28 protein-coding genes are annotated in these 26008 nt (G+C 64.1%); 10 read left to right on the top strand and 18 right to left on the bottom strand.

Annotation, left to right across the window (positions count from 1 at the left end; translation table 11 throughout):
• Positions 1-55 precede the first annotated feature (55 nt).
• Positions 56-1126 (top strand): iron transporter, encoded by a 1071-nt coding sequence (locus tag VJ109_RS10450; RefSeq protein WP_324756580.1) that lies wholly within the window; start codon positions 56-58, stop codon positions 1124-1126.
• 160 nt (positions 1127-1286) lie between these two features.
• Positions 1287-1877: a 50S ribosomal protein L15e gene (locus tag VJ109_RS10445; RefSeq protein WP_324756579.1), complete on the top strand. Its 591-nt coding sequence runs from the start codon at positions 1287-1289 to the stop codon at positions 1875-1877.
• A gap of 57 nt (positions 1878-1934) precedes the next feature.
• On the opposite strand, the gene VJ109_RS10440 is transcribed toward VJ109_RS10445, so the two are convergent.
• A complete protein-coding gene (locus tag VJ109_RS10440; protein ID WP_324756578.1) occupies positions 1935-2621 on the bottom strand; it encodes a hypothetical protein in 687 nt (228 codons plus the stop codon).
• 377 nt (positions 2622-2998) lie between these two features.
• Between VJ109_RS10440 and VJ109_RS10435 the strand changes: the two genes are divergently transcribed.
• Both VJ109_RS10435 and VJ109_RS10430 read left to right on the top strand, forming a co-directional pair.
• A complete protein-coding gene (locus VJ109_RS10435; RefSeq protein ID WP_324756577.1) occupies positions 2999-3127 on the top strand; it encodes a hypothetical protein in 129 nt (42 codons plus the stop codon).
• A 4-nt stretch (positions 3128-3131) separates the two neighbouring features.
• A complete protein-coding gene (locus VJ109_RS10430) occupies positions 3132-4460 on the top strand; it encodes an ammonium transporter (RefSeq protein WP_324756576.1) in 1329 nt (442 codons plus the stop codon).
• Positions 4461-4586: 126 nt separating this feature from the next.
• Here the strand turns inward: VJ109_RS10430 and VJ109_RS10425 are convergent, their stop codons facing one another.
• From VJ109_RS10425 to VJ109_RS10410, 4 genes are all read right to left on the bottom strand, one after another.
• Positions 4587-5561: a Brp/Blh family beta-carotene 15,15'-dioxygenase gene (locus tag VJ109_RS10425; protein WP_434737279.1), complete on the bottom strand. Its 975-nt coding sequence runs from the start codon at positions 5559-5561 to the stop codon at positions 4587-4589.
• A 44-nt stretch (positions 5562-5605) separates the two neighbouring features.
• A complete protein-coding gene (locus tag VJ109_RS10420; protein ID WP_324756574.1) occupies positions 5606-6331 on the bottom strand; it encodes a lycopene cyclase domain-containing protein in 726 nt (241 codons plus the stop codon).
• Positions 6332-6350: 19 nt separating this feature from the next.
• Positions 6351-7322, bottom strand: coding sequence for a phytoene/squalene synthase family protein (locus VJ109_RS10415; protein WP_324756572.1), 972 nt, complete (start codon positions 7320-7322; stop codon positions 6351-6353).
• A 261-nt stretch (positions 7323-7583) separates the two neighbouring features.
• Positions 7584-9158: a bacterio-opsin activator domain-containing protein gene (locus VJ109_RS10410; RefSeq protein WP_324756570.1), complete on the bottom strand. Its 1575-nt coding sequence runs from the start codon at positions 9156-9158 to the stop codon at positions 7584-7586.
• Positions 9159-9284: 126 nt separating this feature from the next.
• On the opposite strand from VJ109_RS10410, the gene VJ109_RS10405 reads away from it, so the two are divergent.
• Together VJ109_RS10405 and VJ109_RS10400 are read left to right on the top strand one after the other, a co-directional pair.
• Positions 9285-9566: a DUF7562 family protein gene (locus VJ109_RS10405; RefSeq protein WP_276222972.1), complete on the top strand. Its 282-nt coding sequence runs from the start codon at positions 9285-9287 to the stop codon at positions 9564-9566.
• Positions 9567-9607: 41 nt separating this feature from the next.
• Positions 9608-10954: a ribonuclease R family protein gene (locus VJ109_RS10400; protein WP_324756567.1), complete on the top strand. Its 1347-nt coding sequence runs from the start codon at positions 9608-9610 to the stop codon at positions 10952-10954.
• Positions 10955-10958: 4 nt separating this feature from the next.
• Here the strand turns inward: VJ109_RS10400 and VJ109_RS10395 are convergent, their stop codons facing one another.
• Together VJ109_RS10395 and VJ109_RS10390 are read right to left on the bottom strand one after the other, a co-directional pair.
• Complete coding sequence (locus VJ109_RS10395; RefSeq protein WP_324756565.1) at positions 10959-11315, bottom strand: winged helix-turn-helix transcriptional regulator; 357 nt, start codon at positions 11313-11315, stop codon at positions 10959-10961.
• 122 nt (positions 11316-11437) lie between these two features.
• On the bottom strand, positions 11438-12040 hold the full coding sequence (locus VJ109_RS10390) for a transcription antitermination protein (protein WP_324756564.1): 603 nt from the start codon (positions 12038-12040) through the stop codon (positions 11438-11440).
• Between the two features lie 70 nt (positions 12041-12110).
• Here VJ109_RS10390 and VJ109_RS10385 point away from each other — a divergent pair, with 70 nt between their 5' ends.
• Entirely contained in the window at positions 12111-13283 is a 1173-nt protein-coding gene (locus VJ109_RS10385; RefSeq protein ID WP_324756563.1) for an MBL fold metallo-hydrolase, read from the top strand.
• Between the two features lie 18 nt (positions 13284-13301).
• Here VJ109_RS10385 and VJ109_RS10380 read toward each other — a convergent pair whose 3' ends face one another.
• The 3 genes from VJ109_RS10380 to VJ109_RS10370 form a co-directional block, all read right to left on the bottom strand.
• Positions 13302-13595 carry a DUF6432 family protein gene (locus VJ109_RS10380; RefSeq protein WP_276222981.1) on the bottom strand — a complete coding sequence of 98 codons (294 nt, stop codon included), beginning with the start codon at positions 13593-13595 and terminating at the stop codon, positions 13302-13304.
• Between the two features lie 89 nt (positions 13596-13684).
• The gene (locus VJ109_RS10375; RefSeq protein WP_324756561.1) at positions 13685-14338 is read right to left on the bottom strand and encodes a hypothetical protein; all 654 of its coding nucleotides are present in this window, start codon (positions 14336-14338) and stop codon (positions 13685-13687) included.
• A 37-nt stretch (positions 14339-14375) separates the two neighbouring features.
• A complete protein-coding gene (locus VJ109_RS10370) occupies positions 14376-16733 on the bottom strand; it encodes a CARDB domain-containing protein (protein ID WP_324756560.1) in 2358 nt (785 codons plus the stop codon).
• Positions 16734-16867: 134 nt separating this feature from the next.
• Here VJ109_RS10370 and VJ109_RS10365 point away from each other — a divergent pair, with 134 nt between their 5' ends.
• On the top strand, positions 16868-17659 hold the full coding sequence (locus tag VJ109_RS10365) for a DUF7093 family protein (RefSeq protein WP_324756558.1): 792 nt from the start codon (positions 16868-16870) through the stop codon (positions 17657-17659).
• 38 nt (positions 17660-17697) lie between these two features.
• Complete coding sequence (locus VJ109_RS10360) at positions 17698-18090, top strand: DUF5611 family protein (protein WP_324756557.1); 393 nt, start codon at positions 17698-17700, stop codon at positions 18088-18090.
• A 245-nt stretch (positions 18091-18335) separates the two neighbouring features.
• Here the strand turns inward: VJ109_RS10360 and VJ109_RS10355 are convergent, their stop codons facing one another.
• The 4 genes from VJ109_RS10355 to VJ109_RS10340 form a co-directional block, all read right to left on the bottom strand.
• Entirely contained in the window at positions 18336-19103 is a 768-nt protein-coding gene (locus VJ109_RS10355) for an ABC transporter permease (protein ID WP_324756556.1), read from the bottom strand.
• Entirely contained in the window at positions 19100-20044 is a 945-nt protein-coding gene (locus VJ109_RS10350) for an ABC transporter ATP-binding protein (protein ID WP_324756554.1), read from the bottom strand. The genes VJ109_RS10355 and VJ109_RS10350 overlap by 4 nt, the downstream gene beginning before the upstream one ends.
• Positions 20045-20112: 68 nt before the next feature.
• The gene (locus VJ109_RS10345; protein ID WP_276222992.1) at positions 20113-20472 is read right to left on the bottom strand and encodes a cell division protein SepF; all 360 of its coding nucleotides are present in this window, start codon (positions 20470-20472) and stop codon (positions 20113-20115) included.
• A 103-nt stretch (positions 20473-20575) separates the two neighbouring features.
• On the bottom strand, positions 20576-21055 hold the full coding sequence (locus VJ109_RS10340; protein WP_324756553.1) for an RNA-binding protein: 480 nt from the start codon (positions 21053-21055) through the stop codon (positions 20576-20578).
• 97 nt (positions 21056-21152) lie between these two features.
• On the opposite strand from VJ109_RS10340, the gene VJ109_RS10335 reads away from it, so the two are divergent.
• Positions 21153-22064 carry a cobalamin-binding protein gene (locus tag VJ109_RS10335; RefSeq protein WP_324756551.1) on the top strand — a complete coding sequence of 304 codons (912 nt, stop codon included), beginning with the start codon at positions 21153-21155 and terminating at the stop codon, positions 22062-22064.
• Here VJ109_RS10335 and VJ109_RS10330 read toward each other — a convergent pair whose 3' ends face one another.
• The 4 genes from VJ109_RS10330 to VJ109_RS10315 form a co-directional block, all read right to left on the bottom strand.
• Complete coding sequence (locus tag VJ109_RS10330) at positions 22065-22445, bottom strand: DUF5658 family protein (RefSeq protein WP_324756549.1); 381 nt, start codon at positions 22443-22445, stop codon at positions 22065-22067. It abuts the gene before it with no gap.
• An 81-nt stretch (positions 22446-22526) separates the two neighbouring features.
• Positions 22527-23342, bottom strand: a complete 816-nt coding sequence (ubaA, locus tag VJ109_RS10325) for an SAMP-activating enzyme E1 (protein ID WP_324756548.1) — start codon at positions 23340-23342, stop codon at positions 22527-22529.
• Positions 23343-23402: 60 nt separating this feature from the next.
• Positions 23403-24389 carry a methyl-accepting chemotaxis protein gene (locus tag VJ109_RS10320; RefSeq protein ID WP_324756546.1) on the bottom strand — a complete coding sequence of 329 codons (987 nt, stop codon included), beginning with the start codon at positions 24387-24389 and terminating at the stop codon, positions 23403-23405.
• A 75-nt stretch (positions 24390-24464) separates the two neighbouring features.
• The gene (locus VJ109_RS10315; RefSeq protein WP_324756545.1) at positions 24465-25964 is read right to left on the bottom strand and encodes a carboxypeptidase M32; all 1500 of its coding nucleotides are present in this window, start codon (positions 25962-25964) and stop codon (positions 24465-24467) included.
• Positions 25965-26008 lie beyond the last annotated feature (44 nt).

Raw genomic sequence — 26008 nt, 5'->3', positions numbered from 1 at the left:
GTGATTCGACTACCGGACCAGAATCCGTATTTACCGTGCGGAGCCAACACGGGATATGGACCGCCGTTCGTTCCTCCGTGCCGGCAGCACTGCGACGGTCGCCGCCGTCGCCGGCTGTCTCGGTGGCCTCGAGACACAGAGCACTCGCGCGCCCCCGTTGGTCGAGGACCGCCCAGACGCCGTCTACTACCCGACCCACCTCGAAGGGATGGAGATGGTCGGGACCGCGGAGACCGGCGACTACGCCTTCGGGCTGATGTACAGCTATCCCCACCGTTTCTGGAACATCAACGGGAGTTCCGGATCGATGACGCCGATCGACTCCGACGACGACGTCCACCTGATGTCGGTGGTCTGGGACCCCCAGACGGGGATGGTTCTGCCCGATACCGGGCTGACCGTCGAGATCTATCAGGACGACTCGCTGGTCTCCCAGGAGACGATCTACCCGATGCTCTCCCAGCCGATGGGGTTTCACTACGGTGCGAACTTCGGCCTGGACGGGGACGGCGACTACCGGGTCGTCCTCAGCGTCGGCGCGATGTCGACACGGCGGACCGGCGGCTTCGTCGACCGGTTCGGCGAGCCGACGACCGCTGAAATCCCCTTTTCCTACAGCCAATCCACCCGGGACGAACTCACGTACCGGACACTCGACAACGCGGGTGAACCCGGTGCCGTCGAACCAATGGAGATGGAGATGTTGCCCGATTCCTTCGCCCCGACCGAAGACGAACTGCCCGGGACGGTACGGGCGACGGCGATGAGCAACGACGCTCGACTGCTCGTGACGACGCTCGACGCACCGCCGGCCGGGATCGACGCCGAGGGCAGCTACGTCGCCGTCTCGGCACGGACCCGCTACAACCGGATGGTGATTCCGGCGATGGGACTGTCGGGGACGCTGACCAGCGACGGCGAGACGGTGTACGCCGGACGGTTCCGGCGGACGCTCGATCCGGACCTGGGCTATCATTACGGTGCCGTCGTCGACGACGTCGCGTCGGGTGGCGACCTCGCGCTGACAGTGACCGCACAGCCACAGACTGCCCGCCACGAGGGGTACGAGATGGCCTTCGGCGGCCTGCTGGGCGAGATGCCCGACGTGTCCCTGACGCTCTCGTGACCGGGTGACACACCAGCGACGGTTCGAACATCTTAAGGGGACTACCCGGGAAGTGTCTTCAACTCGCTGGCGGACGGGCACCAGCGGGCACCTGTGTGTACAGGTCGGGATGTGAGTCCCGCTCGGGACTTGAACCACGCAACGCCCGTGGTGAGACACCATGGCACGAAGTGCATACTCCTACATTCGAGACGCCTGGAAGAACCCGGGCGACGGAAAGCTCGCGGAACTACAGTGGCAGCGACAACAGGACTGGCGCGAAGAGGGCGCCGTCGAGCGTATCGAGCGCCCGACCCGCCTCGACAAGGCCCGCTCGCAGGGCTACAAAGCGAAACAGGGCATTGTCGTCGCCCGCGTCTCCGTCCGCAAGGGCGGGGCTCGCAAACAGCGGTTCAAGGCCGGGCGCCGCAGCAAGCGCCAGGGCGTGACCCGCATCACCCGCCGGAAGGACATCCAGCGCGTCGCCGAGGAACGCGCCGCACGGGTCTACCCGAACCTGCGCGTGCTCAACAGCTACTCCGTCGGCCAGGACGGCCGACAGAAGTGGCACGAGATCATCCTCGTCGACCCGGAACATCCGGCCATCGAGAACGACGACGATCTCTCGTGGATCTGTGACGACGACCACACGGACCGCGTCTTCCGAGGCCTGACCGGCGCCGGCAAGCGCAACCGCGGCCTCGGCGAGAAGGGCAAGGGCACCGAGAAGACCCGTCCGTCCCTGCGCGCGAACCGCGGCAAGGGCAAGTAACGCCCCCGTAACGCTGTTTTCGGTTCGTCACGGTTCCGACACAGTGGCGACACGACCTCACTCCAGATACGACTGGTCGACCGGCTGACCGCGGTACATCACGGTGTCGTCGGCATCGCCGTCCTCGTCTGTCTCCTCGGTTCCGTCGCCACTGGAACCCTCGCCGTCGGTCGCACCGGGAGCGTCGTGGGCCGTGTGTCCGGGGAGGGGCTCTCCTCGGTAGGTGAGTCCACTCGCTGCGGTGTCGGCGTCGTCGTCCGCCGATTCCGCGAGCCGTTGGCGGATATACTCGGTTGTCTGTTCCAAGAGGTCTTCGTCGGTTCCGCGATCGAGCCAGCAATGGTAGATCCGGTCCGGTGTGCGGATTTCGAGCCGGTTTGCCAGAAATCCGGTGTGGTACTCGACATCGGCGACGCTGGCGTGTGGAATCTCGACGACAGTGTCGTCGGGACGTGTCCCGACGAGACAGAGCGTCCGACGGCCCGTGACGAGAACGACCGTCCCCCTGTCGTCGTCAGGCGGAGTCCGATCGCGCTTCAGCCCGATCGCCACCCCGCGTTTGGCGTCGGTCAGGACGTATGCCGGTGCTTCGGTGTCGTCGAGGTACGCAACGGGTGGGTCGCCGACCAGACGGGAGCCATCGAAACCCGGGCCACCCCCCAGTAGAATCTCCGTGGTCACGGACGGATGGGGTGCCATCTGGGCCATCATCTCGGCTCGTTCCGTGGCCGACTGGTCAGCCATCATCGATCCCCCAGCCGTACGGCCAGCGCCCGCTCCGAACGCATCCCGCACTCATGGCGATTACTCACTGGTCGTACCTTTCGAGCGGGGCATGCTAAACGTACTCCTATTATCCATTAATCAATACGAGGCGCCGAAACGACCAACTGGGAACGGTTCGCGTCACCGACATCGATTGTCGTCGACAATCGACGATAACAGCGCTGAGCGCCGGGAACCGTCGACCACCGGTCAAGAGCAAAGAGAGAACGTCTCAGGGACTCACTGTGCTAGCGCAAAAATCCTTATATTAACGGAATATGGCTAGATTGTTCGTAGAGGTTCGTATTATTTCTGGAGAAGGGTTATATCCCCGCATTCGAGAGGTCGCTGATGAGATGATCGGGCAGACCCACCCGGAGACGAGCTGTAGTACGGACGAACGCCTGGCACTGCACTCACGTCGGCGACCGAACGCCGACAGCCGCGGCCGGATACTGACGACCGGCTGTCGGGAGGAGGACTGATCCGATGGTCGACCTTGGGACGCTCGCCAACGGAGTCAACACGATTTGGATACTGACCGTCTCGTTTCTCATCTTCTTCATGCAGCCCGGGTTCGCGATGCTAGAGGCCGGGCAAGTCCGGGCAAAAAACGTCGCGAACGTCCTCATGAAGAACCTGATGGACTGGGGGATGGGCGTGCTCGTGTACTTCCTGGTCGGCCTCGGTATCGCGGGGCTGGCGGGCGGGCTCACGTCACCGGGTAGCTACGATCTGGCAAGCGCGTTCTCATATATCGGCGATCCGACCCAGTGGGTCGACTGGCTGTTCAGCGCCGTCTTCGCCATGACGGCCGCGACCATCGTCAGCGGTGCGGTCGCCGAACGGATCAAGTTCAAGGCGTACGTGATCTACTCGGTCGCGCTGACCGCAATCATCTATCCTGTCATCCAAGGGTTCGCGTGGGGCGGCGGACTGCTCTCGGCGGACGGGTTTCTCGGCATGGCGCTGGGCGTCGGCTACCAGGACTTCGCCGGTGCGACCGTCGTCCACATGCTGGGCGGCCTGGCAGGCTTGGTCGGCGCCTGGATGGTCGGGCCACGCCGCGGCCGGTTCGACGGGACGGGCACGAGCCGACCGATCCCCGGCCACTCGCTGACGTTTACCGTACTGGGAACCTTCATTCTCGCGTTCGGCTGGTACGGCTTCAACGTCGGGACGCAGGCGACGGTCCTGGCAGCCGAGAACGGGCAACTGGCGTTCAACGGTGCCGTGCTCGGCCGCGTCGCGCTCAACACGACGCTGGGAATGGGCGCGGGAGCGGTCGCTGCGGCGCTGACCACCGCCTACACGAAGGGCAAACCCGACCCGCTGTTCACTGCGAACGGGTTGCTCGCCGGGCTGGTCGCCGTTACCGGCGCCGTCCCACACGTCACGTGGTACGGTGGGCTCGTCCTGGGTATCCTCGCGGGCATCCAGACCCCGCTGGTCTACCACTTCGTCGTCAACCGGCTGAAGATCGACGACGTCTGTGGCGTCTTCGCTGTCCACGGGAGCGCCGGTGCGCTGGGAACGTGGTTGATCCCGGTGTTTGCCGTCAGCGGGTTCTCCGCGATGCAGTTGGTCGCACAGACGGTGGGGATCGCCACTATCGCGGTGTGGACCGTCGTCAGCACGTGGGCGGTTTTCACACTCGCGGACATGACCGTCGGCCTCCGTGTCGACAGGGAAGCAGAGTCGACCGGCCTCGACCGGATCGAACACGGCTACACCGCCTATCCCGAGTTCGTCGATCGGAGTGGCGACGGACAGTCGTCCCCCGAACCAGCGGGCGACAACCCCCCTGCCGACGATTGAGCGGCTTCGGACGGGGGCGAGGCGTTGCCCCTGGTCGGCCCGGACGGACTACGACCAGACGCCTTGCTCCTGTTCGGTCCGGACGGACTACGACCAGACGCCTTGCTCCTGCTCGGCCCGGACGGACTACGACCAGACGCCTTGCTCCCGATCCATCACCGTCACCACCACAACGTGGGGGAGCGTGACGACGGCGATGAACACCAGATACAGGGCGACGGCTTCGGGAACCGTCTCCGGTCGGTTCGGAACGACCAGATAGAGCCCGCCCAGGAGTGCAAGCGAGACGAGCGTCAGCGGCGCCGCATCCCGGGCGAATTGCAGGAACGCGGTCCGAACGTCACCGGCCTCGATGGCGGTAACTGCGGTGTCGTCGACGGCAAGCAACCGTGCGACGTGGCGAAGCGAGTGCCACAGACAGAAGTAGAACCCGATGGCTACCACCGGCGGGACGAGCGCGAAGTACGCGATCAGTCCCACCGTCTCACCGGCGTCGAGCAGCCACGGCCGGACGCTGTCGGCCCGGGCGTAGCCGACAGCCAGGACGGCGACAACGAGGACGCCGTAGCCGATCGCGAGAGCGGCTCTGACCTGCGGCCGGAACGCCCACTGGAGCGTCGTCGCCGCTGTCGGTGCGAACAGGCCAACCAGATCGGTCGCGACGCGGCGGTACCACTCCGGGAACGAAAGCAGCGGGACCAACATCGGGAGTCCACCCCGGACGGCGACGGTAGCGAGTCGCTGTGGAACCGACTCCAGGTGGTCCACACCGGCCAGCGCCACCAACGCGTAGAGATCGCCCTGCCCCCAATGGAACCACGTGACGAGGATGAAGACGACGAACGCGAGCGCAGGCGCGAGAAACCACGCGACTGCGTAGGCACCGCCCACCACGCCGTAGAGGGCGACCACACGAGCGATCGCTCGGTGCGTCGGTTCTTGGCCGCGTGCGCGCGCCACCGCCAGATGGTCGACGGCACCGTGGGGTAGTCCCAGGAGAACCACGCTGACGATCAGTGGGAGATACTGGAGCGCGAGCGGGACCGACACGCCGGCGAGAAACGGGACAATGAGGACGACTAGTACCCAGGAAGGAACCATTCCGGTATCCCGGAGCGTCTCGCGGGTGCGCTCGGGGAATCGCGTCACGACCATCTGTCGACCACCCAGACGTAGAGGACGATCCCCTGGACGACGAACAGCGACGTCAACAGGAAGAAGACGGCTTCCTCGATCGGTAGCCCGAGTCCCGGAAGCTCCAGTCCGGTCGTGTACCGATCCGAGAGCGACCAGATGTTCAGCGCCAGCGCGACGCTGTCGATCAACCAGAGGTAGACGGTCGGGACGAGCGTCCCGACAGCGACGGTCCGCCACTCACGGCGGAGGAACTGCCAGCCGAAGGCCCACTGGATCGCGAGGATCGGCGCACTCCAGGCCAGCAGCGATCCGAGGTACAGCCCACTGGACCGGTCGAGGAGAGCGATGCCCGAGATTCCTACGAGGGCTGCTGCCAGGAAGCCGACGGCACGGACCCGCACCGGCGTCCGCAACGACGGCGTCGTGTCGACCCGGAAGCGAGCGAGCCAGAGCCCGACCAGGAACGGTTGTAACAGGAAGAAGAGATACTCCCCCAGCGGCGCACGGAACCCGCGGACGAGGACCGTCCCCTCACCGTACCACCAGACGCCACGTCCGATGAGGTAGTTGTCCCACGGGGTCGTGTACACGAGCGCGAGTCCGGCCAGCAGTGCCGTGGCCGTGAGGACAGTCCGACGGCTGGCGAGTCGGTACGGGGTCGTCAGGACCAGTCCCACGACCACCGGGACGACGAACAGCGCGTGGAACTGGAGATAGGTGAGCAGGGCTGTCATCGACCCGGTCGGAGAGTCCTCACCCGCGCCAGGTCGGCTGTCCCGGGCTAGTGACCTCGGCCGGAACTGTCCCGGGCGACTGTTCGGAGACGGCACTGACTGCGTAGAACGTCGCCTCGGGATCCCCGTTTCGGCGCCAGTGCCACCAGGTCCGGGCCAACAGCCAGAGCCGGCGACGGCGAGTCAGCTCGGGCGTCTCCGAGAGGACGTCGTACCCACGGTTGCGGATGAGACGGTGGTGTTCGGCGTACAGTACTGCCGACAGCAGAACGCCGAACTGGCAGTCATCGGGGAGATACCGGATGCCGGCGACTCCCTCTCGGTACAGCTCTTCGGTCCGGGCCAACTCCGTCTGCATCACCGCGCGGAACCCCTCGTCGACCTCGGCGTCGCCCAGTTGCTCTTCGGTGACGCCGTGGTGCTCCAGGGTCTCCTGTGGGAGGTAGACCCGGCCGTAATCGTGGATATCCTCGCGGACATCCCGGAGGAAGTTCGTCAACTGGAACGCCTCCGCCAGTGCCTGGGCGTGTGGGAGCGCCGTCTCTTTCTCCGGCGGGTCCATCACCATCGTCATCATGTTCCCGACCGCGACGGCGGAGCCACGCATGTACTCACGGAGGTCCTCGAACGTCTCGTAGCGCGCCTGTGCGATGTCCATCTCCATGGCGTCGATGAAGACGTTGACCTCCTCGTCGGGGATGTCGTGGTCCGCCCGGAGTTGCTGGAAGGCCGCCAGGACCGCTCCCTCGTCGGAGTCTTCAGGCTCCCGATTGCCGAGCGCCATCTCCCGGAACTCTTCGAGTCGCTCGTGTTGGACGTTCGGGGGCGGCCCGTCCCGTTGGTCGACGACGTCGTCGGCGACCCGGAAGAAGGCGTACATCACGTAGGTCGGATGGCGGGTTCGCTCGGGGAGCAGACGGGTCGCGAGGTGGAACGTTCGGCCCGTTCGTTGCTGGATCGACTTGCTGGCCTGGATATTATCAGATTGCATTGAATTACAGGATCGGTCAGTACGCGAGTCGTGCCTCTGGGGCGGGCACCGAAAGCGCCGTTCGAAGGTTCGAAGCGGTTCCTCCCAGCGGTCTCGCGCTCCGTTCCGGACTGGGATACCCTCGGTCGGAGGGGAACACCGAACGCAACGTACCGCTGGAATCCAGATGACACGTCATCTACATGCAAATAGTGGTACTGCGACTTTAAGCTGTGTACCCAACTACTTTGGACGAGACGTGCAATCTCTCCCGCCAGTTGGTTACCGAGACTCGAATACCGCTGTCAGGAGCTTTCGTTCGCCCGCACGGAGATGCTGGTGGAACGTCGACGGCGTGATATCCATCGACGCCGCGAGTTCGTCTCCCGAGACCTCACGGGGCCACTCGAAGAACCCGCCGAGATACCCCTTCCTGAGCGCGGCCAGTTGCCGGTTCGTCAGGTCCTCCTCGACTGACGTGAGGAACGCCTCTCTGGTCGTCGGCGGTTCGTCCCGCTCCTGGACCGAGAGGAGTTCCGTGTTCGGGTGGTGGTCCCGGACGTGCTCGACGACGGCACGGGTCGCTGTCTCGGCCGATAGCGTCGCCGTGAACGTCGCCCGTCCCGGTTCGACGACGATGTCCGTCGTCTCGGCGCCGCGGTCGGCCAACAGCGAGACAACCGGCGGATCGGTGACGGTAAACTCGAACAGCGACGTCTCGTCACCCGAGGAGACGTGGGTCACAGCAGTGACCTGCGGGTGGTCGGCGGCGAGGGCACAGACCGCCGACGGGTCGTCCGTGGTGACGTTGAAGAACATGACCGTCTCGTCCTCGTCGGCGACACTCCCGCCGTACTCCATCCGACAGTCGAGTTCCGTCGCGACGCCGACGAAGAAGACCTCCTCGTCGGCGACCTGGAGTTCGAGTTCGGTGACGTTGTCGGCAGTCAATACCCGGCTGGTCTCGATGGCGTCGATCGCCTTCGAGGCCGCCTGCCCGATCACACCGAGGATCGCCCGCTCGCGGGGATCAAACACGTCGATGCTGTCGGCATAGACTGTCAGAACCCCGTACAGCGACTCGCCGGAGGCCAGCGGGACAGCCGCCATCGATCCCGCTCCCATGCCGGCGATCCCTGCGTGGGTGTCGCCGAACTCCCCTGTCACCGTCTGGATCTCCCTGGTCCGAGCGGCAGTCGCGACCGGATCGTCGGCCTCGATGGAGATCCCAGCAGTCGCGTCTGGCGATCCAGCCGTCGGTTCCAGGGTCTCTCGTCGGATGTCGAAGCCCGCGATCCAGGCCACCTGGTAGGACTCGACCGTCTCGACACGGTCACAGATCGTCCGCTCGACTTCTTCACGGGAGTCAGCCGACATCACGTCGTCGAGGACGGCGTGGACGAGGCCGTCGATCCGCGACAGGAGGTGTTCGAGGTCCTGGCGCTGGGCGTCGAGTTGTTCGCTCCGGCGGTCGGCCGCGAGCTCCGCGAGCTTTCGCTGTGTGATGTCGATGTGTGCGATGACGACGCTGCCGGCCTCCTGTTGTGGGAGCGGGGCGACCCGCATGAGGAACCACTGTTGCTCCTCGGGCGTGTGACAGGGATACTCCAGCGTGAACAGCTCCTCCTCGCCGGCGATGACGGCTTTGATCCCGTCGACGGCCGCCTGTGCGTACTCGTCGGCCTCCACGTCGGTCGTCTCGAAGTAGTTGACGCCCTCGATCTCCTCGTCTTCGAGCCCAGCGAACTCCCGCCAGGCCCGGTTGGTAAAGAGGATCGTCCCCTCCTCGTCTAACACCGCGATGTTCATCGGCAGCGTATCCAGCGTCGAGCGCGCGAGTGTCTGATTGGCCCTCATGGGGTATCCGGCCACCGGTGTGTGGTGTCGATACACACACTACCGGTGGCCGGCGGATAAATCGTGGGGTCGCCAGCCACCGCGACCGGGGGAAAGGCTATTACGGAGTGGTCGCTACCGCCAGGTATGTTCGGGTCCCGGACCGACCGGCAGACGGTGACCTGCATCGGCTGTGGCGAGAGCGTCGCACGGTCGGACGCCCGCGAGTACGACAAGCACGGTAACCGGTGGGAACGACACGAGAAAGAGTTCGAGTTCTTCTGTACCGACTGTTTCAGCGACCTCTGTCGACAGCCACGCGAGGGATTGGAGACGACACTCGACGCGGCCGGCGCCGGTGAGACCGATCGGGAGACCTTTCTGGAACGCTATCGGGAACTCTCCGAGGAACGCAACGTCGAGCGGTAGGCCCCGACAGTCCTAACTACACCCTGGTCGTAGCCGGCCCTATGACTACCGACGACGCCCAGGCGGCGGCCGGTACCGCCGAAGGGCAGGGCCCCGTCGAGATCGACGAGGAGATGGCCCGACACTTAGAGAACAAACGCGAGGAACTGTTCGAGAAGTTCGGTATTCCCGACGAGTTCCCGCCGGAAGTCCTCGAAGAGGCCGAAGCACGGACCCAGGATGTCGACAGCGAGATCCGCGAGGAGATCGACGACCGCGAGGACCTCCGGGAGATGACGACCTGGACGACCGACCCCATCGACGCCCAGGACTTCGACGACGCCATCTCCGTCGAGGAACGCGACGACGAGTACGTCCTCTGGGTCCACATCGCCGACGTGACCCACTACGTCAACCCCGATACCGCGATGTGGGACGAAGCTGTCGAGCGGGGCAACACCGTCTATCTCCCGGCCTACACGGTCCACATGCTGCCGCCGGTGCTGGCCGAGACCGTCTGCTCGCTGGTCCCCAACGAGGAACGGCTGGCTCACACCGTCGAGATGCATCTCGACAAGGAGAACTTGGGCTACGAGAACATCGAGATCTACAAATCAGTCATCGAGAGCGACGCCCGCCTGACCTACACGGAGGCCGAGCGACTGCTTGACGATCCCGACAGCGCCGCGGACCTGCTGGAGGACCAGTCGGTCGACCTCGCGGAGAAGACCGAACTCGTCTGGGAACTGGCCGACCGGATGCACGAACAGCGCAAAGAGGACGGCTCGCTCGTGCTCAACCCGGCCCGGGACCGCGCTCACACCATCATCGAGGAGTGTATGCTCAAGGCCAACAAGGCCGTCACACACGAACTGATGTGGGACCGCGGGGTCGAGGCGATGTATCGGGTCCATCCCCAGCCCAGTCCCGACGAGTGGGACGAAGCGCTCGTCGAGATCCAGGAACTGGACGGCGTCTCGATCCCCGGCAGCACGTGGGACGACCCCCGGAAGGCAGTCAACGCGACGCTGGAACAGGCCCCCGGACGCCAACTGGACCAGATCCAGTGGGCCGTGATGAAGGTGATGCCACGCGCGAAGTACATGAACGACCCCTTCGGGGGCCACCACGCGCTGAACTTCGAGATCTACGGCCACTTCACCTCGCCGATCCGGCGTCTCTCGGACCTCATCAACCACTGGATCGTCTACACCAACGACGTGCCCGAGGACCTGATCGCGCTGTGTGATCGGGCCAGCGACCGCCAGAAGGACGCCGAACAGTGCGAACGGGAGTACAAGAACTTCCTCCAGGAGGTCGGCCTGGACCCCTCGGCGGTCAACAACCGCGGGATCGAAGTCGTCGACGGCGAGGACGAGAGCGACGGAGGCGGGAGCGACGAGGAGTAACGAGTCAGGCACCCGTCTCTGCGGTACCGAGGTGTTCTCTGCTCCACTCCCGGAGTTGGTCGATCACCGGTTGCAGCGCCTCACCGGCGGCCGTCAGCGAGTACTCGACCCTGACCGGTTTGTCGTCGATCACCTCGCGGGTGACCAGGCCGGCCTCCTGAAGTTCGTCCAGACACTCCGAGAGCACCTTATCCGAGATGCCGTCCAGTCGCGCCTTCAGTTCGTTGAACCCCAGGGGGCCGTCGGTCAGCAGCGTCGTGATCAACAGCGGATGCCACTTGCGGCCGAGGATCGCCGTCGCCCGGCGGATGCCGTCGTGCTCACACGGGTGGTAGTCTCGTGTCTCCCGCTCACCGGCCATACTATCAGTTCAAAACCGCACGTAAAATAGGTATTGCTGTCGATACGAGTTGCGGGAAACTGTCCGATCACGGTCGTCCGCTGTGGGATAGCAGCTTGCCCCGGCACCACGGACCGACTCGACTAGCAGATCGGTTTTGGATCGAGTCCCATCTCGGTCAGCGCGTCGGCATAGGCAGTGTAAGCGACGCTGATGGCCTCGACTGCCGTGTTCTGCACCAGTTCACGGTCTTCTGTCGCGAGGACACCGAGTGCGTTACGCGCTCCCTCCAAGTCACTGGCCGCTGTCCGGAGTTCTCTCGCGAGCGCCGCTCCCCGCTCGTCTGCCTCGTTGACGAAGAAGCTCACAACTTGGAGATAGAACCGGTCCAGGACCAACGGCGCGGCGACGAGCCCGGCACCGACGCGTTCCGGGGTCCCGGTGACCTGTCCAAGATACTCCCCGAACGCGTCGGGCGCGCCGGACGGCGCATCGAGTCTTCTCGCCCGCTCGGCGGCCCCGTCGGCAGCCGCAGCGAACGCCGCGCCGATAGCGCCGTCGGTCTCGTCGCTCCAGTCGTCGAGTGCCGACGCGAGCGCGTGTTCCCGTGTCGCCGCCGCTTCGCGCACCGCGTCGGCCTCCAGTGTCGCTCCTGTCGCGGCGATCAGTGCCTTGTCCGAACCCAACCGGTCGAGTTCGGTCGCTTGCTCGTCGCGAACGGTCGAGATGACTCCGTCGGCGTCCATACGGGATCTGGGAGCGAGATCGTCATAGACCCTCCGCCCGATTTATCGCCGCCGAGGCCCTGTCTCCGATATGGCTGGCCCAGACCCACCGACAGACGCGCCGTCGGTGACACCGGCGGCACTCCATACACAGCTCCGAGCCGGCGAACGAGTCCGACTCCTCGACGTCCGCGACCGCGACGAATTCGAGGAGTGGCACATCGACGGCCCCTCGGTCACCGCCTCACAGGTACCGCTCTCGAAGTTCATCCAGGCCTCGGTCACCGGCGATGTCGACGAACTCGTCGCCGATCTCCCGGGCCAGGGTCCGATCACCGTCGTCTGTGGCCGCGGGGAAGGGAGCGCATTCGTCGCAGGCCTCCTCGAAGACGCCGGCATCAAGGCACAGAACCTCGCCGAGGGGATGGAGGGGTGGGCGCAGCTCTACGTAGCGACCGAACTCCCGTCTCCAACCGGGACGATCCTCCAGTACGACCGGCCTTCCTCGGGCTGCCTGAGCTATCTCGTCGTCAGTGACGGCGAGGCTGCTGTCATCGATCCGCTCCGTTCGTTCACTGATCGATACCTCGCAGATGCCCGCGACCACGGAGCGACCCTGACCTACGCGATCGATACCCACGTCCACGCCGACCACGTGAGCGGGCTCGATCGTCTGGCAACCGGGTCCGACACCGAGCCGGTCCTGCCCGCCGCGGCGGTCAAGCGTGGCGTCACCTTCGACGTGACCGCGCTGGACCCCGGTGAGTCGATCACCGTCGGCTCGACGACCCTTCGATCGGTGGCACTACCGGGCCACACGACGGGGATGACCGGCTTTCGAGTCGGTGATATCCTGCTGGCCGGCGACAGCGTCTTTCTGGACAGCATCGCGCGACCGGACCTCGAAACCGGAACCGACGGCGCGGCGGCCCTCGCAGCGGAACTCTACGTGACACTGACCGAGCGCCTGGCCGACCTCCCCAACGAGACGCTCGTCGCGCCTGGCCACCACGCCACACAGACGATCCCGGTCGAGAACGGGAGCTACACCGCACGCCTGGGCGAACTCCGCGAGCGACTCCCGGCGTTCGGAATGGATCGCGATTCGTTCGTAGCCTGGCTCCGTGATGACAGTCCCCCACAGCCGGCCAACTTCGAACGAATCATCGACATCAATCTCGGTGTCGCGGTGGTCGACGACGAGACGGCGTTCGAACTCGAACTCGGTCCGAACAACTGTGCGGCGACACCGGCGGACGATTGAGAGCGTGGCAGCGTGGCGCTACAACGGCAACCGTCGCCGTAACTGTTCGAGTAACGATTCGTCTTCGTCCGGTGACGGAGTCCCCACGACGTGTTCCTCCGGACGGATGACGGTCCGCTCGCCGTCGTCTTCAACCTCGATGAGGTCGTCGGCTTTCAACGCGGCCAGTGCTCCCTCGATCTGGTCGATACTGACGTCTGCACGGGACCGAAGTTCGAACACCGTCATCCCTTCTTGGTGGCGATCAGCGAGGGCGTCGAGCACCGCGACCTCCGCGTCGTCCCGGTCTCGGTACTCGGGCTTCGCTCTCATACGTGTCTGTATAACTGGCTAGTTCTTGGCTTTGTCCCTCGCTGAACGGGTCGGTTCCGTCGACGGCGACAGTCAGATGGGGTACGTGGCTAGATCCCTTCTTCAGGATGTGCTGGGCCAGGCTCGGCCTCACCGATGTAGAGGAAATGGTACTTTCGTTCCGATATATTACCGTTCGCTCGGGCAAGTCCCCAGTCGTACTTGATGTATGCGCGTTCGTATAACCGGCCATCCTGCGTCCGGACGGTAACGTTGACCGTGCGGGGGATCCAGGATTTATTTTCGTCGGTAAACGGCTCCTCATTCTTAGGATACGTTTCGATAATACGTTGATATCCATAGAGGATAACGTATTGTTCCAACAGATATTGGCTCGTGTTGTTCGTCGGTGCTCGGTGGAAGAATCGAACACTACGGTTTCGGGCATCAATCTCTGCAAGGCCGAACGTAGTGCTTCGATTTCCACCGGTTACACCCTGGACGTAATCGTCAGCAAATTCACGGTAATACCTCCGACGCTGCTCTAATTTCTGGTTGCTTTCAGTATTAACATGTTTTTCTTGTATCGATTGCGTCTCTGAAGGACTAGAAGTAGGGGTTGGATTTATTTCATCAGTTGATCTGTGGGTTTCAGTTACCGTCAGAGTCGGAGTTGGTGACTGTGTGGATGACGACGTTGTTTCTCGATCTTCGTTGAGGAAACCTGTACAGCCTGTAGTTGTAAGTAGTGTGACGAGCATCATACATAGACAGACCCGCCGGTACGGTATTCCACTCATCTTAATACAGTTGACATCCGGCTCCGGTTCGGCACCCCGGATTTTGTTCGGAAGAGACCGGATTGGATCGACAAGTTGGACAACTTCCGGTACCGTCATCGCTGTCACCATCTTTGTGATTCATTCCGTCAGGCGTTTCAGGTTCAGATAATCTGTCTTTGACTTGTTCTTCCCGGAACTCCGTATCAAATGTCTCTCTCTCATTCTTTTTTGCCACATCCGCCGGAACTTTGCCACCATGAGCTTGTACTTCCGTTTCGTTCATTATTGTAATAATACTACCGTGACGTGAAATTTGCAGTCCATCCTTCCCGTTCGCGTCGATCCAAACCTCTTCACCGTCGTCGCTGTAGTGGATATCCGTACTGTTTTGGTCCAGACAGCCAATGAGATCACCATCCATATCCCTCCAGGCGTAGGCGCCGTCACACGTCGAGCCGGCGTTGCTGGTGTCCTCCGTGACAGGTGGGACAACGGTGACGTTCCCGCGTTGGTACCGGACGCGGATCTCGAACGTCCGCGGGAACGCACCACGGTGTTCCAGATGTCGGTTCTCCCACACCACAGTGGTCTGACTGCCCCCGGAAATCGAGACGTACTCCTTTCGTCCCTCTAGTTTGCCGTTGACGTAGAGCTCGAAGTCCTGTACTTCTTGATGGGAGTACGTGTTCGTGATCGTAGCGCTCACGTCGAAGTTCTTGTCCGTCTCGACTCGGTTCGGTACGTCGAGGCTGGAGACACGGACCTGTCCGAAATCGACAACGTCGACCGACCGGTGCTTGGTCCCAACGCTGACCGAGTAGTTACCGTCGTCGGCAAACGAGTTGGTAAACCGAACCTGTCTCTCGGCTCCGGCAGGCAAGGCCACAGACCGGGTCTGGACCGGTTCCCCATCGACGGTCAGCGTCGCATCGTATGTTCCGGGCCGTTCACCGACGTTCCGGACGGTGGCAATAAACGTCCCACGCTCACCGACATCGAGCGTCTGGTTGGGCGTGGTAAGACGAACGACACGGAACGTCGGCGGATCAGCGACCGGATCGACGACGACCGTCGTCGATTCGGTACCGATACTAACGGTCCGCTCTCCCGGAGTATCGAACGTCGCGTTGAACGCGACGTATCGTGTCTCGCTCGGCTCGACCGTCACCGATTTGGTATCCACCGTTCGTCCGTCGATGGCAAACGGCGTGTCGAGTGTTCGGGTCGTAGTATCCGTATTGGCCACCCGCCCGTAGACGGTAGCAGTCGTGCCCTCCTGAACCTCCCCGGGGGCGTAGATCGTATCGACGAAGATCCGCCCACTGTTTCCGGAGACAGCGGAATCAACCTCGAGTAGCGTCGACTGGGTCCCGACGGTGAGGTTGTACGTCCCCGGTTGTGTGAACTGGTGACGGAACGTGGCAGTGCCCGACGCTGACGGACCGACTGTCACCGGTTCCCGGCCGACCTCGCTTCCGTTGACGAGTAGGCGTGCCGGATACGTACCACGAGCCGTCCCAGTGTTCTGGACGGTAGCCGTGACAGGGATAGCGGAACTCGTCGTCGCCCGTGCCGGTACGGTAAGTTGGGTGATCTCGAAGGACGGGCTACCGCCACCCGGTTGCGAACCGTTCGTCGGGGGAGGGGCTGGTTCCGGTGTGGGCTGGGGGTCTCCAGGACCCGGTGGCGGTCCAGGTGTCGGTGGTTCTGGTGGTTGAATGACAGTCACTCCGTGCGATGCTGTCCCGCGATGGCCGCCGGTGTCGTACGCGACCGCACGGAGTTGTACCGGACCGGTCGCATCGAATCGTCGGGTAAGCGATACGGTCGTCTCTGTCCCGGTAACAGACTCACGACGGACGAACTCCCCGTCGACGACCCACGCGAGCGTATCGAGACGGCCGGCAGTGGTGGTCAGGTTGGCCTGGATGGTCGTGGGCCGTCCCTGGGATGTGGTCGCCGGGCCAGCGAGCGAGACGGTCGGCCCGTCATCGGGTTCGACGACGACTTCGAGCGCGTCGGAGCGACTCTGTCCGTCGTCGTCGGTGACGGTGAGCGTAACGTTGTACTGCCCGACAGTGGTCGGTCTGAACGTCGTCTGTCGACAGGATCGACAGTCGGGCGTCACCGAACTTCCGGCTGGTCCATCGATTCGCCATCGAACGGAAGAGATCCGTCCGTCCGGGTCGCGTGAACCGTTCGCGTCGAGATGGACTGTCGTCCCCGGCGAGACAGTCTGGTCAAGTCCGGCATCGGCAAGCGGTGGATCGCTCGCATTCACGCTCGTCGAGGCAGCGACAGTCCCCGACAGGACAACCACGAAGACGACGACAGCAATCGTACTCGTTCGCATCGGTAACCGTTCGCCGCCTCCCATGGTATAAAATTTCGTGAGATGGGGGATAAATATAGTTCTTTCTGTAGCAATACATTCCTTGAGAAGCGCGGGAACACCAGTGTCGACGGAGCGACAGGGAGGGTTTAAGTACGTCACGAGAGGAGACACTGACAATGGGTCTCAAATGCTCCATCCTCGGGCATACGTACGGTGAGAGTACCGTCGAGCGCGACCGAGAGGAACAGGGGAGCGAAGTCGTCATCACCATCACGGAGACGGAGACCTGTACGCGGTGTGGGAACACACGGGTCGTCTCCGAGAACAAGGAAGTGACGGCGATCGAAACGCCCTCGGACATCGCCGGCGAGGGGATCGACGATACTGAGGACGAGGAACAGAACACGGACGACGATGCCACAGGCAGCGAGCCGAACGCGCTCGAACAGGAACCACACCACGGTGGAGAGACCGGCGAGACTGTCGGCAGTTCGACACCGTCCTCGCCGACACCACCCGATGAAGACGACGCGGAGATCATCGAGAGCGAGGACAGTCCCGACAGCGGCGACACCGAACTCGACGAACTGGCGACACCGAGCGAGATTCCCGACGCGGAGGACGGGGCAGCACCCGAGCCCGATCCCGAAGATGACGACGCGGTCATCCTCGACGAGACGGACAACGACACCGATCGGGACCCCGGTGAATGGCCCCAGGAGGCAGCGGACGACGGGGCCGACAGCGAAGGGCAACAAGAGGAGTGGGAACCGGTGTCTACGGAGGACGAGACCGACGACGGACCGGACATCGAGCCACTGGGTGGCACGGCTGTCACGGTCCCCGACGGCCAGTTTCGCTGTCCGGAGTGTGGGTTTACGACCGACGTGGAGGCCTCGTCACTGCGCGCGGGTGACTTCTGTCCGGAGTGTCAGAAGGGCGCACTGGTCACGGAACACACCGAGTGAACACAAAGGGTAAGACGGGGCCTCGCAAAGTCCAATCCATGCGAGAGTACAAGATGCGACGGGGCGAGCATCTGGATGACCGCGTCCCTGACATGGAAGCGTTCGTCGAGGAGTATTTCGGAGCGGTGACAGACACGGAGGACTACAACGGCAACGACCTGCTCGTCGTCGACGAGCCGGACAATCCGGTGTTCGAACGTGTTGTCGCGGGGAGAGTTACCTACAGTGGCAAGAAAGACAAACTGGCACTGCACATCGACGAGCGTCCTGCCGAGGAGGTCATCGCCGAGGGTCACGTCGAGGCAGCCGAAGACGCCGTCGCGGTCAAAAACGACTTTCTGGAGGACGCGACCGATCGTGACGCGAAGGCACGCCGGGACTCGATGAAACGATCGGTCGAGGACGAGGCTGACAAGCCCGACAACGTCTAAGCCGGCGCCACGATAGATGCCCGGCCGGGACACCAGCGGTCCGAACAGCGATAGTCGCCGCTGTATATCGTATCGCTATCACGGCCGTCAAGGATAAATACGTACATGTCGTTCACTCACATACGCCGTTCCCGGAGGCGCTCACAAGTATCCGGGCTCTGGCAGCGATCCGCTGCTACGTCATGTGTTGATGACCTCCTGGAGGGTGGCTCCCTCCACCTATCCGTCATCTTCGGTCCCGGTTCTTACTCTGCGAGTCCGTAGCCACGCTTGAACAGCAGGAAGTCGATCGCCAGGACAGCGATCGTCGCTCCGGTCAGGACCAGCAGCGACGTGTTGGGATCGATCTCGGTCACGCCGATCATGCCATAGCGGACTCCGTTGACCATGTAGACCATCGGGTTGAACAGCGAGACGCTCCGCCAGAGCGGCGGGAGGACTTCCAGCGAGTAGAACACCGCTCCGAAAAACACCAGCGGCCGGAGGATGAACTGGTTCATCACCGTGAGATAGTCGAAGTCACTCGCCCAGAGCCCGCCGATCACACCGAGGCCGCCGAACAGCGTCGTGATGACGAGGACGAACGCGATCAGGTAGACGGGATTAGCGACCGGGACCGAGGTAAAGACGAGTCCGACGCCGATGATCAACAGCGAGGTGACGATCCCCCGCAGCGCGCTCGCTGTCACGTACGCCGACACCATGTCCCGGTTCGACATCGGGGAAGTGGTCACCGCCTGGATGTACTCGTTCCACCGGCCGTGGAAGATCGTGAACGAGGCGTTCTCGAAACTATCGGAGATCGCTCCCAGGACGACCAGCCCAGGGAGGACGAACTGGATGTAGCTCACCCCGGCGATCGAACCGATCCGGCTGCCGAGGATGACACCGAAGACGGCGAAGTACAGGGAGTTCGTGATGATCGGCGGCAGGAACGTGTTGTACGGCCGCCGGACGAACCGGAGTACCTCGCGCCGGATCAGCGTCAGCAGTTGTGTCGTCCCCTGGCTCATGCCGACACCTCCGCGTAGTCGCGTTCGTCACGGGTCATGTCGACGAACACCTCTTCGAGCGAAGCCCGACGGATGTCCAGCGACGTGACGGTGTGGCCCATCGCTTCGAGTTCACGGAGGAGCGCCGGCGCGGTCTGGCTCCCGCCGGAGGCGGTGACGCTGAGTCCGTCGTCGGTCACCTCGATCTCGGTCACGCCGTCGACGCCCAGCGTCGGAGCTGTTCGGGATGGGTCCGCGAGTCCGATCTCGATGGTGTCGGTACCCCGGGCCATCAGTTCGTCGGGCGTGGCGACCTCGACCTTGCGGCCGTCGTCCATGATCGCGACTCGGTCACAGAGCCGTTCGGCCTCCTCGATGTAGTGGGTCGTCAACACGATGGTCGTCCCCGCGTCGTTCATCCGGTTGATGATCTCCCAGAGGTCGTGGCGCAGTTGGACGTCGACGCCGGCGGTCGGTTCGTCCAGGATCAGCAGATCGGGTTCCGAGACCAGCGCACGCGCGAGCATGAACCGGCGTTTCATCCCGCCCGAGAGCCAGTCGAAACGAGTATCCCGCTTCTCCCAGATACCGACGGTCTTGAGGGCTTCCTCGGCCCGTTCCGTGGCCTCCGAACTGGAGATGCCGTGGTAGCCGGCCTTGTGTTCCAGCACTTCGATGATCGGGAAGAAGCGGTCGACGTTGAACTCCTGGGGCGCCAGCCCGATGCGGTCACGGACCTCCTGATAGTCGTCCTCGACGTCGAACCCGAACACCTCGGCGGTCCCGCCGTCCTTGTGGACCAGGCCGACCAGCGTGTTGATGAACGTGGTCTTGCCCGCCCCGTTGGGGCCGAGGAGGCCGAAGAACTCGCCGCGCTCGACGGTCAACTCTAGCCCGTCGAGTGCCTGCACGTCGCCGTACTGCTTGCGTACGTCACGGGCACGGATTGCCGGCTCAGTCATCGTCTAGGCAAGCGCTCGAAGGCCGAAAAACACGTCGAAGCCGGGCGCGTGTGACCCCTGGTACCGTACTACCGACCCAGCCGGTCGCGGGAGATGCCGACGCCCGACGGAGTGATGATGAGCTGGTCGTCGTCCTTCTGGACGATGTCGCCGCCGACCTCGTTCGTGACCTGCTTGAGTTCGTCGCTGATGTGTTCCATCGTCCGGTCCTGCGTGGAGTGACGGATGATGTCGGCGATGACGATGTCGCCGTCGTAGACCGCGTCCTTGATCTCGACGACGTCCTGGGTGTCGCTGATCTGTGCGATCCGGACCTGTCGATCGACGTCGGCCCCGGACGTCTCGAAGTCGTCGGCGTTCAGTTCGACGTAGTCGTCGGTCTTCCGGGACGACCCTGACTCGCCGAGGATCGAACTCATGAGTCCCATGTCCCCCACGGCGTGCCGTGACGATTTAGGTCTTACGTCAGACACAGTTTGGTTCTCCGAGTAGTTCCTGGATGAAAGTGCCTGAACGGAGATCGAACGCCCGCTACACCGAAAACTCGAACAGATCGTCGCCGACGTGGTGGATCGAGGAGACGACCTTCCCGCTGTCGCCGACCATATCCGACCCATCGGTCATTGCGCGGCCGATCGCCAGCACCTTCCCGTGGGACTCCTCGGCGATGGCGACCAGGTCACCCTCTGAGATGTCCTCGTCGGCCTCGGTGATCCCGGGCCGCATCACGTCAGCGCCGTCCGAGACGAAGGAGATCGCGCCGGCGTCGACCGTGACGACGTGTTTCTGTGGCGGGTAGTCGTTGGCCCCCTCGACGGTGAGAAACGGCTCCTCGTCGACGTACAGCACCAGCGGGTCCCCGTCGACGAGGACGACGTCCCAGTCGCTGTCGTCGAACTCGACTTTCTCGTAGCTGTCGGCGTCCAACTCGACACCGAGGTGCTCCGAGAGGGCGGTCGTGATGGCGTCGACCTCGTCCGAGCGGAGGTGGTGGCGCGATTTGACGTTCATGTGCCTCTCTCGTGTGGCAGGGAGCGTAAGCGTAACGACCTCCCACGAGCGCGGGGACGAACGGTGCCTTTAGCCCGGGACCGCCCATAGGGGGAGTATGCGCGTCGTCACGCTCCTGCCGTCCGCCACGGAGATCGTCTACGCACTCGGGGTCGAACCTGTCGGGGTGTCCCACGAGTGCGACTACCCGCCGGCCGCCCGCGAACGACCGGCGGTCAACCGCTCACGGGTCGACCCGACAGCGTCCAGCGCCGAGATCAACGAGCAAGTCGCCGACGCCGAGGCCGGCGACGGCGTCTACGCGATCGACCGGGCGACCCTCGCGGAGTTGGAGCCCGACCTGGTCGTCACACAGGGCGTCTGTGACGTCTGTGCCGTCGATCACGTCCAGGTGGCGACGGCCGTCGAGGAACTGGGGTTGGACGCCGAAGTGGTGACGCTGGACGTCCACAGCCTCGACGACCTCTTCGAGTCGATCCACGAGGTCGGCGCGGCCATCGATCGCGACGAGCGGGCAAGCGAGGTGGTCACGACCCTCCGCGATCGGATCGCTGCCGTCGAGACGACCGCCGCACGTACCGAGACAGAACCACGAGTCGCCGTCCTGGACTGGCTCGACCCGATCATGGTCGCCGGCCACTGGGTCCCCGAGATGGTCGAGCGGGCCGGCGGCCGCTACGGCCTGGAGGTCGCTGGCGGTGATTCCCGACCGCGCGAGTGGGCGGAGATCCGCGAGTACGATCCCGAGGTGCTCGTCGCCGCACCCTGTGGGTTCGACATCGACCAGACCCGTGAGAACCTCGTGGATCTGACCGACCGGCCCGGGTTCGAGAACCTGACGGCGGTCCGGGAGGGCCGTGTCCACGTGATGGACGGCCACCACTACGTCAACCGCTCGGGGCCACGGCTCGTCGAGACGATGGAGTTTCTGGCGGCGCTGTTGCATCCGGACCGCTTCGACGCGCCACCGCGGGACGCGGTCGTCGAACTGGGGACCGTCCGGGCCTGATCAGGCCGCGGCGGCGAGCAGACCGACGTAGACGTTTCCGAGGACCACGAGCGTCCCGGTGGCGACGACGGCCAGCAGCCAGGCGCGCCACCAGGGGAGGGATTCGACGAACCGGCGACACTCCAGCAGGACGATGCCGACGTACAGGACCGTCGCTCCCTTGAGGAGGATGACCGCCATCGGGTAGTGGCGCAACAGCAGCCGAATCCAGGGGTTTGCCTCCAGGCCAGCGCCGGCAAAGCGGGCGGCAAACAGCGTGGAGGTCGCGTCGCCGAAGCCCCAGATCAACACCAGCGCGAACACCAGCTCGACGTAGCCGGGTTTCTGGAGGCGGAACGTCAACGCCCGGGCGAGGGGATGTCGTTGATCTGGATTCGGCATAGGAGTCCTATCGACACCTGTTCGCTAATCCGGTATAAGCGTCGCTGTGCAGCTATCAGCAGTGAGAACCGCCCGTAGTGATCAGTCGTCGGCGAGCGAGCACCGGCCGTCGTAGCTGGCGTCGGCCACCCGGTCAATCGCCGGGTCCTCCCCACACACCGGACAGGTCGGATCGGGCGCGATCGGGACCTCGTCGACGGACATGTCGGCGGCGTCGTAGGCCAGCAGGCGGCCGTCCAGGGATTCGCCGTACTCCATCGCGAGTTTGACGACCTCCGTGGCCTGGAGACAGCCGATCGTCCCCGGGAGCACGCCCAGGACGCCGGCGGTCGCACAGTCCGGGACGGTCCCCTCCGGCGGTGCCTGCGGGAACAGACAGCGGTAACACGGTCCCTCGCCCGAAAAGGTCGTCACCTGCCCCTCGAACCGAAAGACCGCGCCGTGGGAGAACGGCGTCCCCGAGAGGGTGCAGGTGTCGTTGACCAGGAACCGGGTGGCGAAGTTGTCCGAGGCGTCGACGACGATGTCGTAGCGGTCGACGAGGTCGGCGGCGTTGTCGGCTGTCAGCCGGGTCTCGTGGGCGTCGACGGTCACGTCGGGGTTCAGTCCCGTGACGAACTCGCGGGCGCTTTCGACTTTCGGCCGCCCGATGTCGTCGTCGCGGTGGATCACCTGCCGCTGGAGGTTCGACCGCTCGACGGTGTCGTCGTCGACGATGCCCAGCCGGCCGATTCCGGCGGCCGCGAGATACTGCAAGACCGGCGAGCCGAGTCCGCCGGCACCGACGACGAGAACGGCAGTGTCCAGCAGCGCCGCCTGTCCGTCCGGCCCCACGTCGTCCATGATGATGTGACGGGAGTACCGGTCGAGTTGTTCGGGGTCCAGGTCCGGACGCATGGCCGAGGGTTGCCCCCCAGCGAAGATAAACGGCGGGATCGGCGGTCGGGCGACGCCCGATCAGTTGTTCCGCTGGAGGTCCGCGACCAGTCCGTCCATCTTCCGGTTGATCGCCGCGATCTGGTCGGTCTGTCCGACGGCCTCCTCGGCGATCTCGGCAGTCGAGTCGGCGATCGTCTGGGCGGCGGTCGTCGACTGGTCGAGCATGCTCGCGACCTCCTCGGTCGCGGCGGCCTGCTCGTCGGTCGCCGTCGCGACCTCCTCGATCCCGTGGTTGACCTCGGTAACCGCGTCACCGATCTCGTCGAGGATCTCCGTCGACTCCTCGACGGTCTTGATCCCCTCGTCGATCTCGGCGTTGCTCTCTTCGAGGCTCTCGACGGCGTTTGCGGTGTCGTCCTGGATGCCGTCGATCATCCGCTCGATGGCCGCGGCCTGGTCCTGGGACTCTTCGGCCAGTGATTTGACTTCGTCGGCGACGACGGCGAAGCCCTCACCGGCCTCACCGGCCCGGGCCGCTTCGATCGAGGCGTTCAGCGCCAGCATGTTCGTCTGGTCGGCGATGTCGTTGATCACCTCGACGATCTCGTCGATCTCCTCGACGCTCTCCTGGATGGTCTGGACGTCCTGGGCGACGCTCCCGGCAGCCGACTGGATCCGTTCCATAGCCGCGTGGACATCCTCCGCGTTGTCCTGGCCCCGCTCTGCGAGTTGCGTCGCCTCCCGAGTGGCCGCCGAAACCTCCTCGGAGGAGGAGGCGATCTCCTCGACGGAGGCCGAGAGGTTCGATACCTCGCTGGCGACCTCCGAGATCGCCTCGTACTGTTCGGCCGCCCGCTCACGGATGTCGTCGGTCTCCTCGGCGATATCGACAGAGGAGTTCTCCAGTTCGGCGATCAGTGTCTGTATCTCGCTGGCTTGCTCGTGGTCGTAGCCTGCCTGGCGATCGATGTTCTCGGCGACATCGCCCTCGATATCAGCGTCGATGTCGTCGTCAATATCGCTCTCGCTCGCTAACTCGCCGCTATCGAGATCGCTCTTGGCCATAGGGAATGGATCGGCTCACTAGCATAAAAAGGGTGTACCAAGCAGTATCAGTTGCGAGAAGCGGTCCGACAGAGATCAGCAGTCGTACAGCGCGCGGTACTTCTCGTCGGCGTAGTCGAGGAAGTAGTCGGCGGTAAAGGACTCACCGGTCGCTTCCTGAATCAGGTCGTCGGTCGTGTAGCGGGCGCCGTGGCGGTGGACGTGGTCGGTCAGCCAGTCGTGGATCTCGCCGAACTCGCCGGCTCTGACCTGCTCGTCGAAGTCGGCGATGTCTTGGCGGACGTGGTGGTTCAACTGCGCGGCCAGTACCGACCCCAGCGTGTACGTCGGGAAGTAGCCGAAGGCACCGTTGGTCCAGTGGATGTCCTGGAGACAGCCCTCGGCGTCGGTTTCGGGCCTGATCCCCAGATACTCCTCCATCTTGTCGTTCCAGACCTGCGGGACCTCCGAGACATCCAAATCACCGCGGATGAGATCCCGTTCGATCTCGAACCGGAGGATGATGTGCATGTGGTAGGTCAGCTCGTCCGCCTCGACCCGGATGAGGTTGTCGTCGTAGACCTCGTTTGCGGCCTCGTAGAACGCACGGGGCGTGGCGTCGGTCCCGAGATGGTCGTTGGCCGTCCCGGCGAAGAAGTCCCAGAACGGCAGCGAGCGGCCGACGTGGTTCTCCCAGAACCGCGACTGGGACTCGTGAACCGAGAGGTCGCGGTTCGAGCCAAGCGGCGTCCCGTACTCCTCCTGGGGGAGCCCCAGCGTGTAGGTGGCGTGGCCGAACTCGTGGATCGTCGAGCCGACGGCGTCCAGCGGCTCGTCGGGTTTGAACCGCGTGGTGACGCGGGCGTCGAACTGGGTTCCCGTCGAGAACGGATGGGGCGCGGTGTCCAGGCGGCCGCGGTCCCAGTCGTAGCCCAGCACGTCCAGTGCCTCCTCGACGAGGCCGTGCTGGGTGTCGTCGTCGTAGGTCCCCTCGAAGGGATCGGCCAGGGAGACCTCGCTGTCTGCGATGTCGTCGATCAGCGGGACGAGTTCGTCGCGCAGGCGTGTCAGTACCTCTTCCGCGGTGTCGATGCCCAGATACGGCTCGTACTCCTCGAACAGTACCTCGTAGGGATCACGGTCGGGATCGATCGCTTCGGCGTACTCCCGCCGGAGGTCGACCAGCTCTTCGAGAGTCTCCGCGTAGGCGTCGAAGTCGTCCTCGGCCTTGGCCTCCTTCCAGACGGGCAGGGCGTTCGAGGAGGCCTCCGAGATGCGTTCGACGAGATCGGCTGGGACCCGAACCGCACGCTCGTGATCGCGGCGGACCTCCCGGACGACGGCCCGCTGTTCGTCGCCGAGGTCGCTGTCGTCGAGTTCGTCGAGCCACTCGCCGAGTCGCTCGTCGGTCAGCAGGTCGTGATGGAGCGTCGAAACCGCCGAGGACTGCTTCGCTCGTGCCGGCGTGCCGGCGTCGGGCATCATCACCTGTTGATCCCACTGGAGGACACCGTTGGCGTCCTGGACGTAGTGGAGTTGCCTGACGTGGTCGAGGAACTGCTCGTAGGTGGAGGACCGTTCGCTTGCGTGTGCCATGACGGACCGTTAGGATTCAGGCGGTAAATGGACCGGGTCGTCGG

This window comes from Haloarcula montana (genome assembly GCF_035666295.1).
GTDB classification, from domain to species: domain Archaea; phylum Halobacteriota; class Halobacteria; order Halobacteriales; family Haloarculaceae; genus Haloarcula; species Haloarcula montana.
The sequence above is the reverse complement of the archived record's forward strand: the minus strand, read 5'-3'. Positions and strand labels throughout refer to the sequence as shown.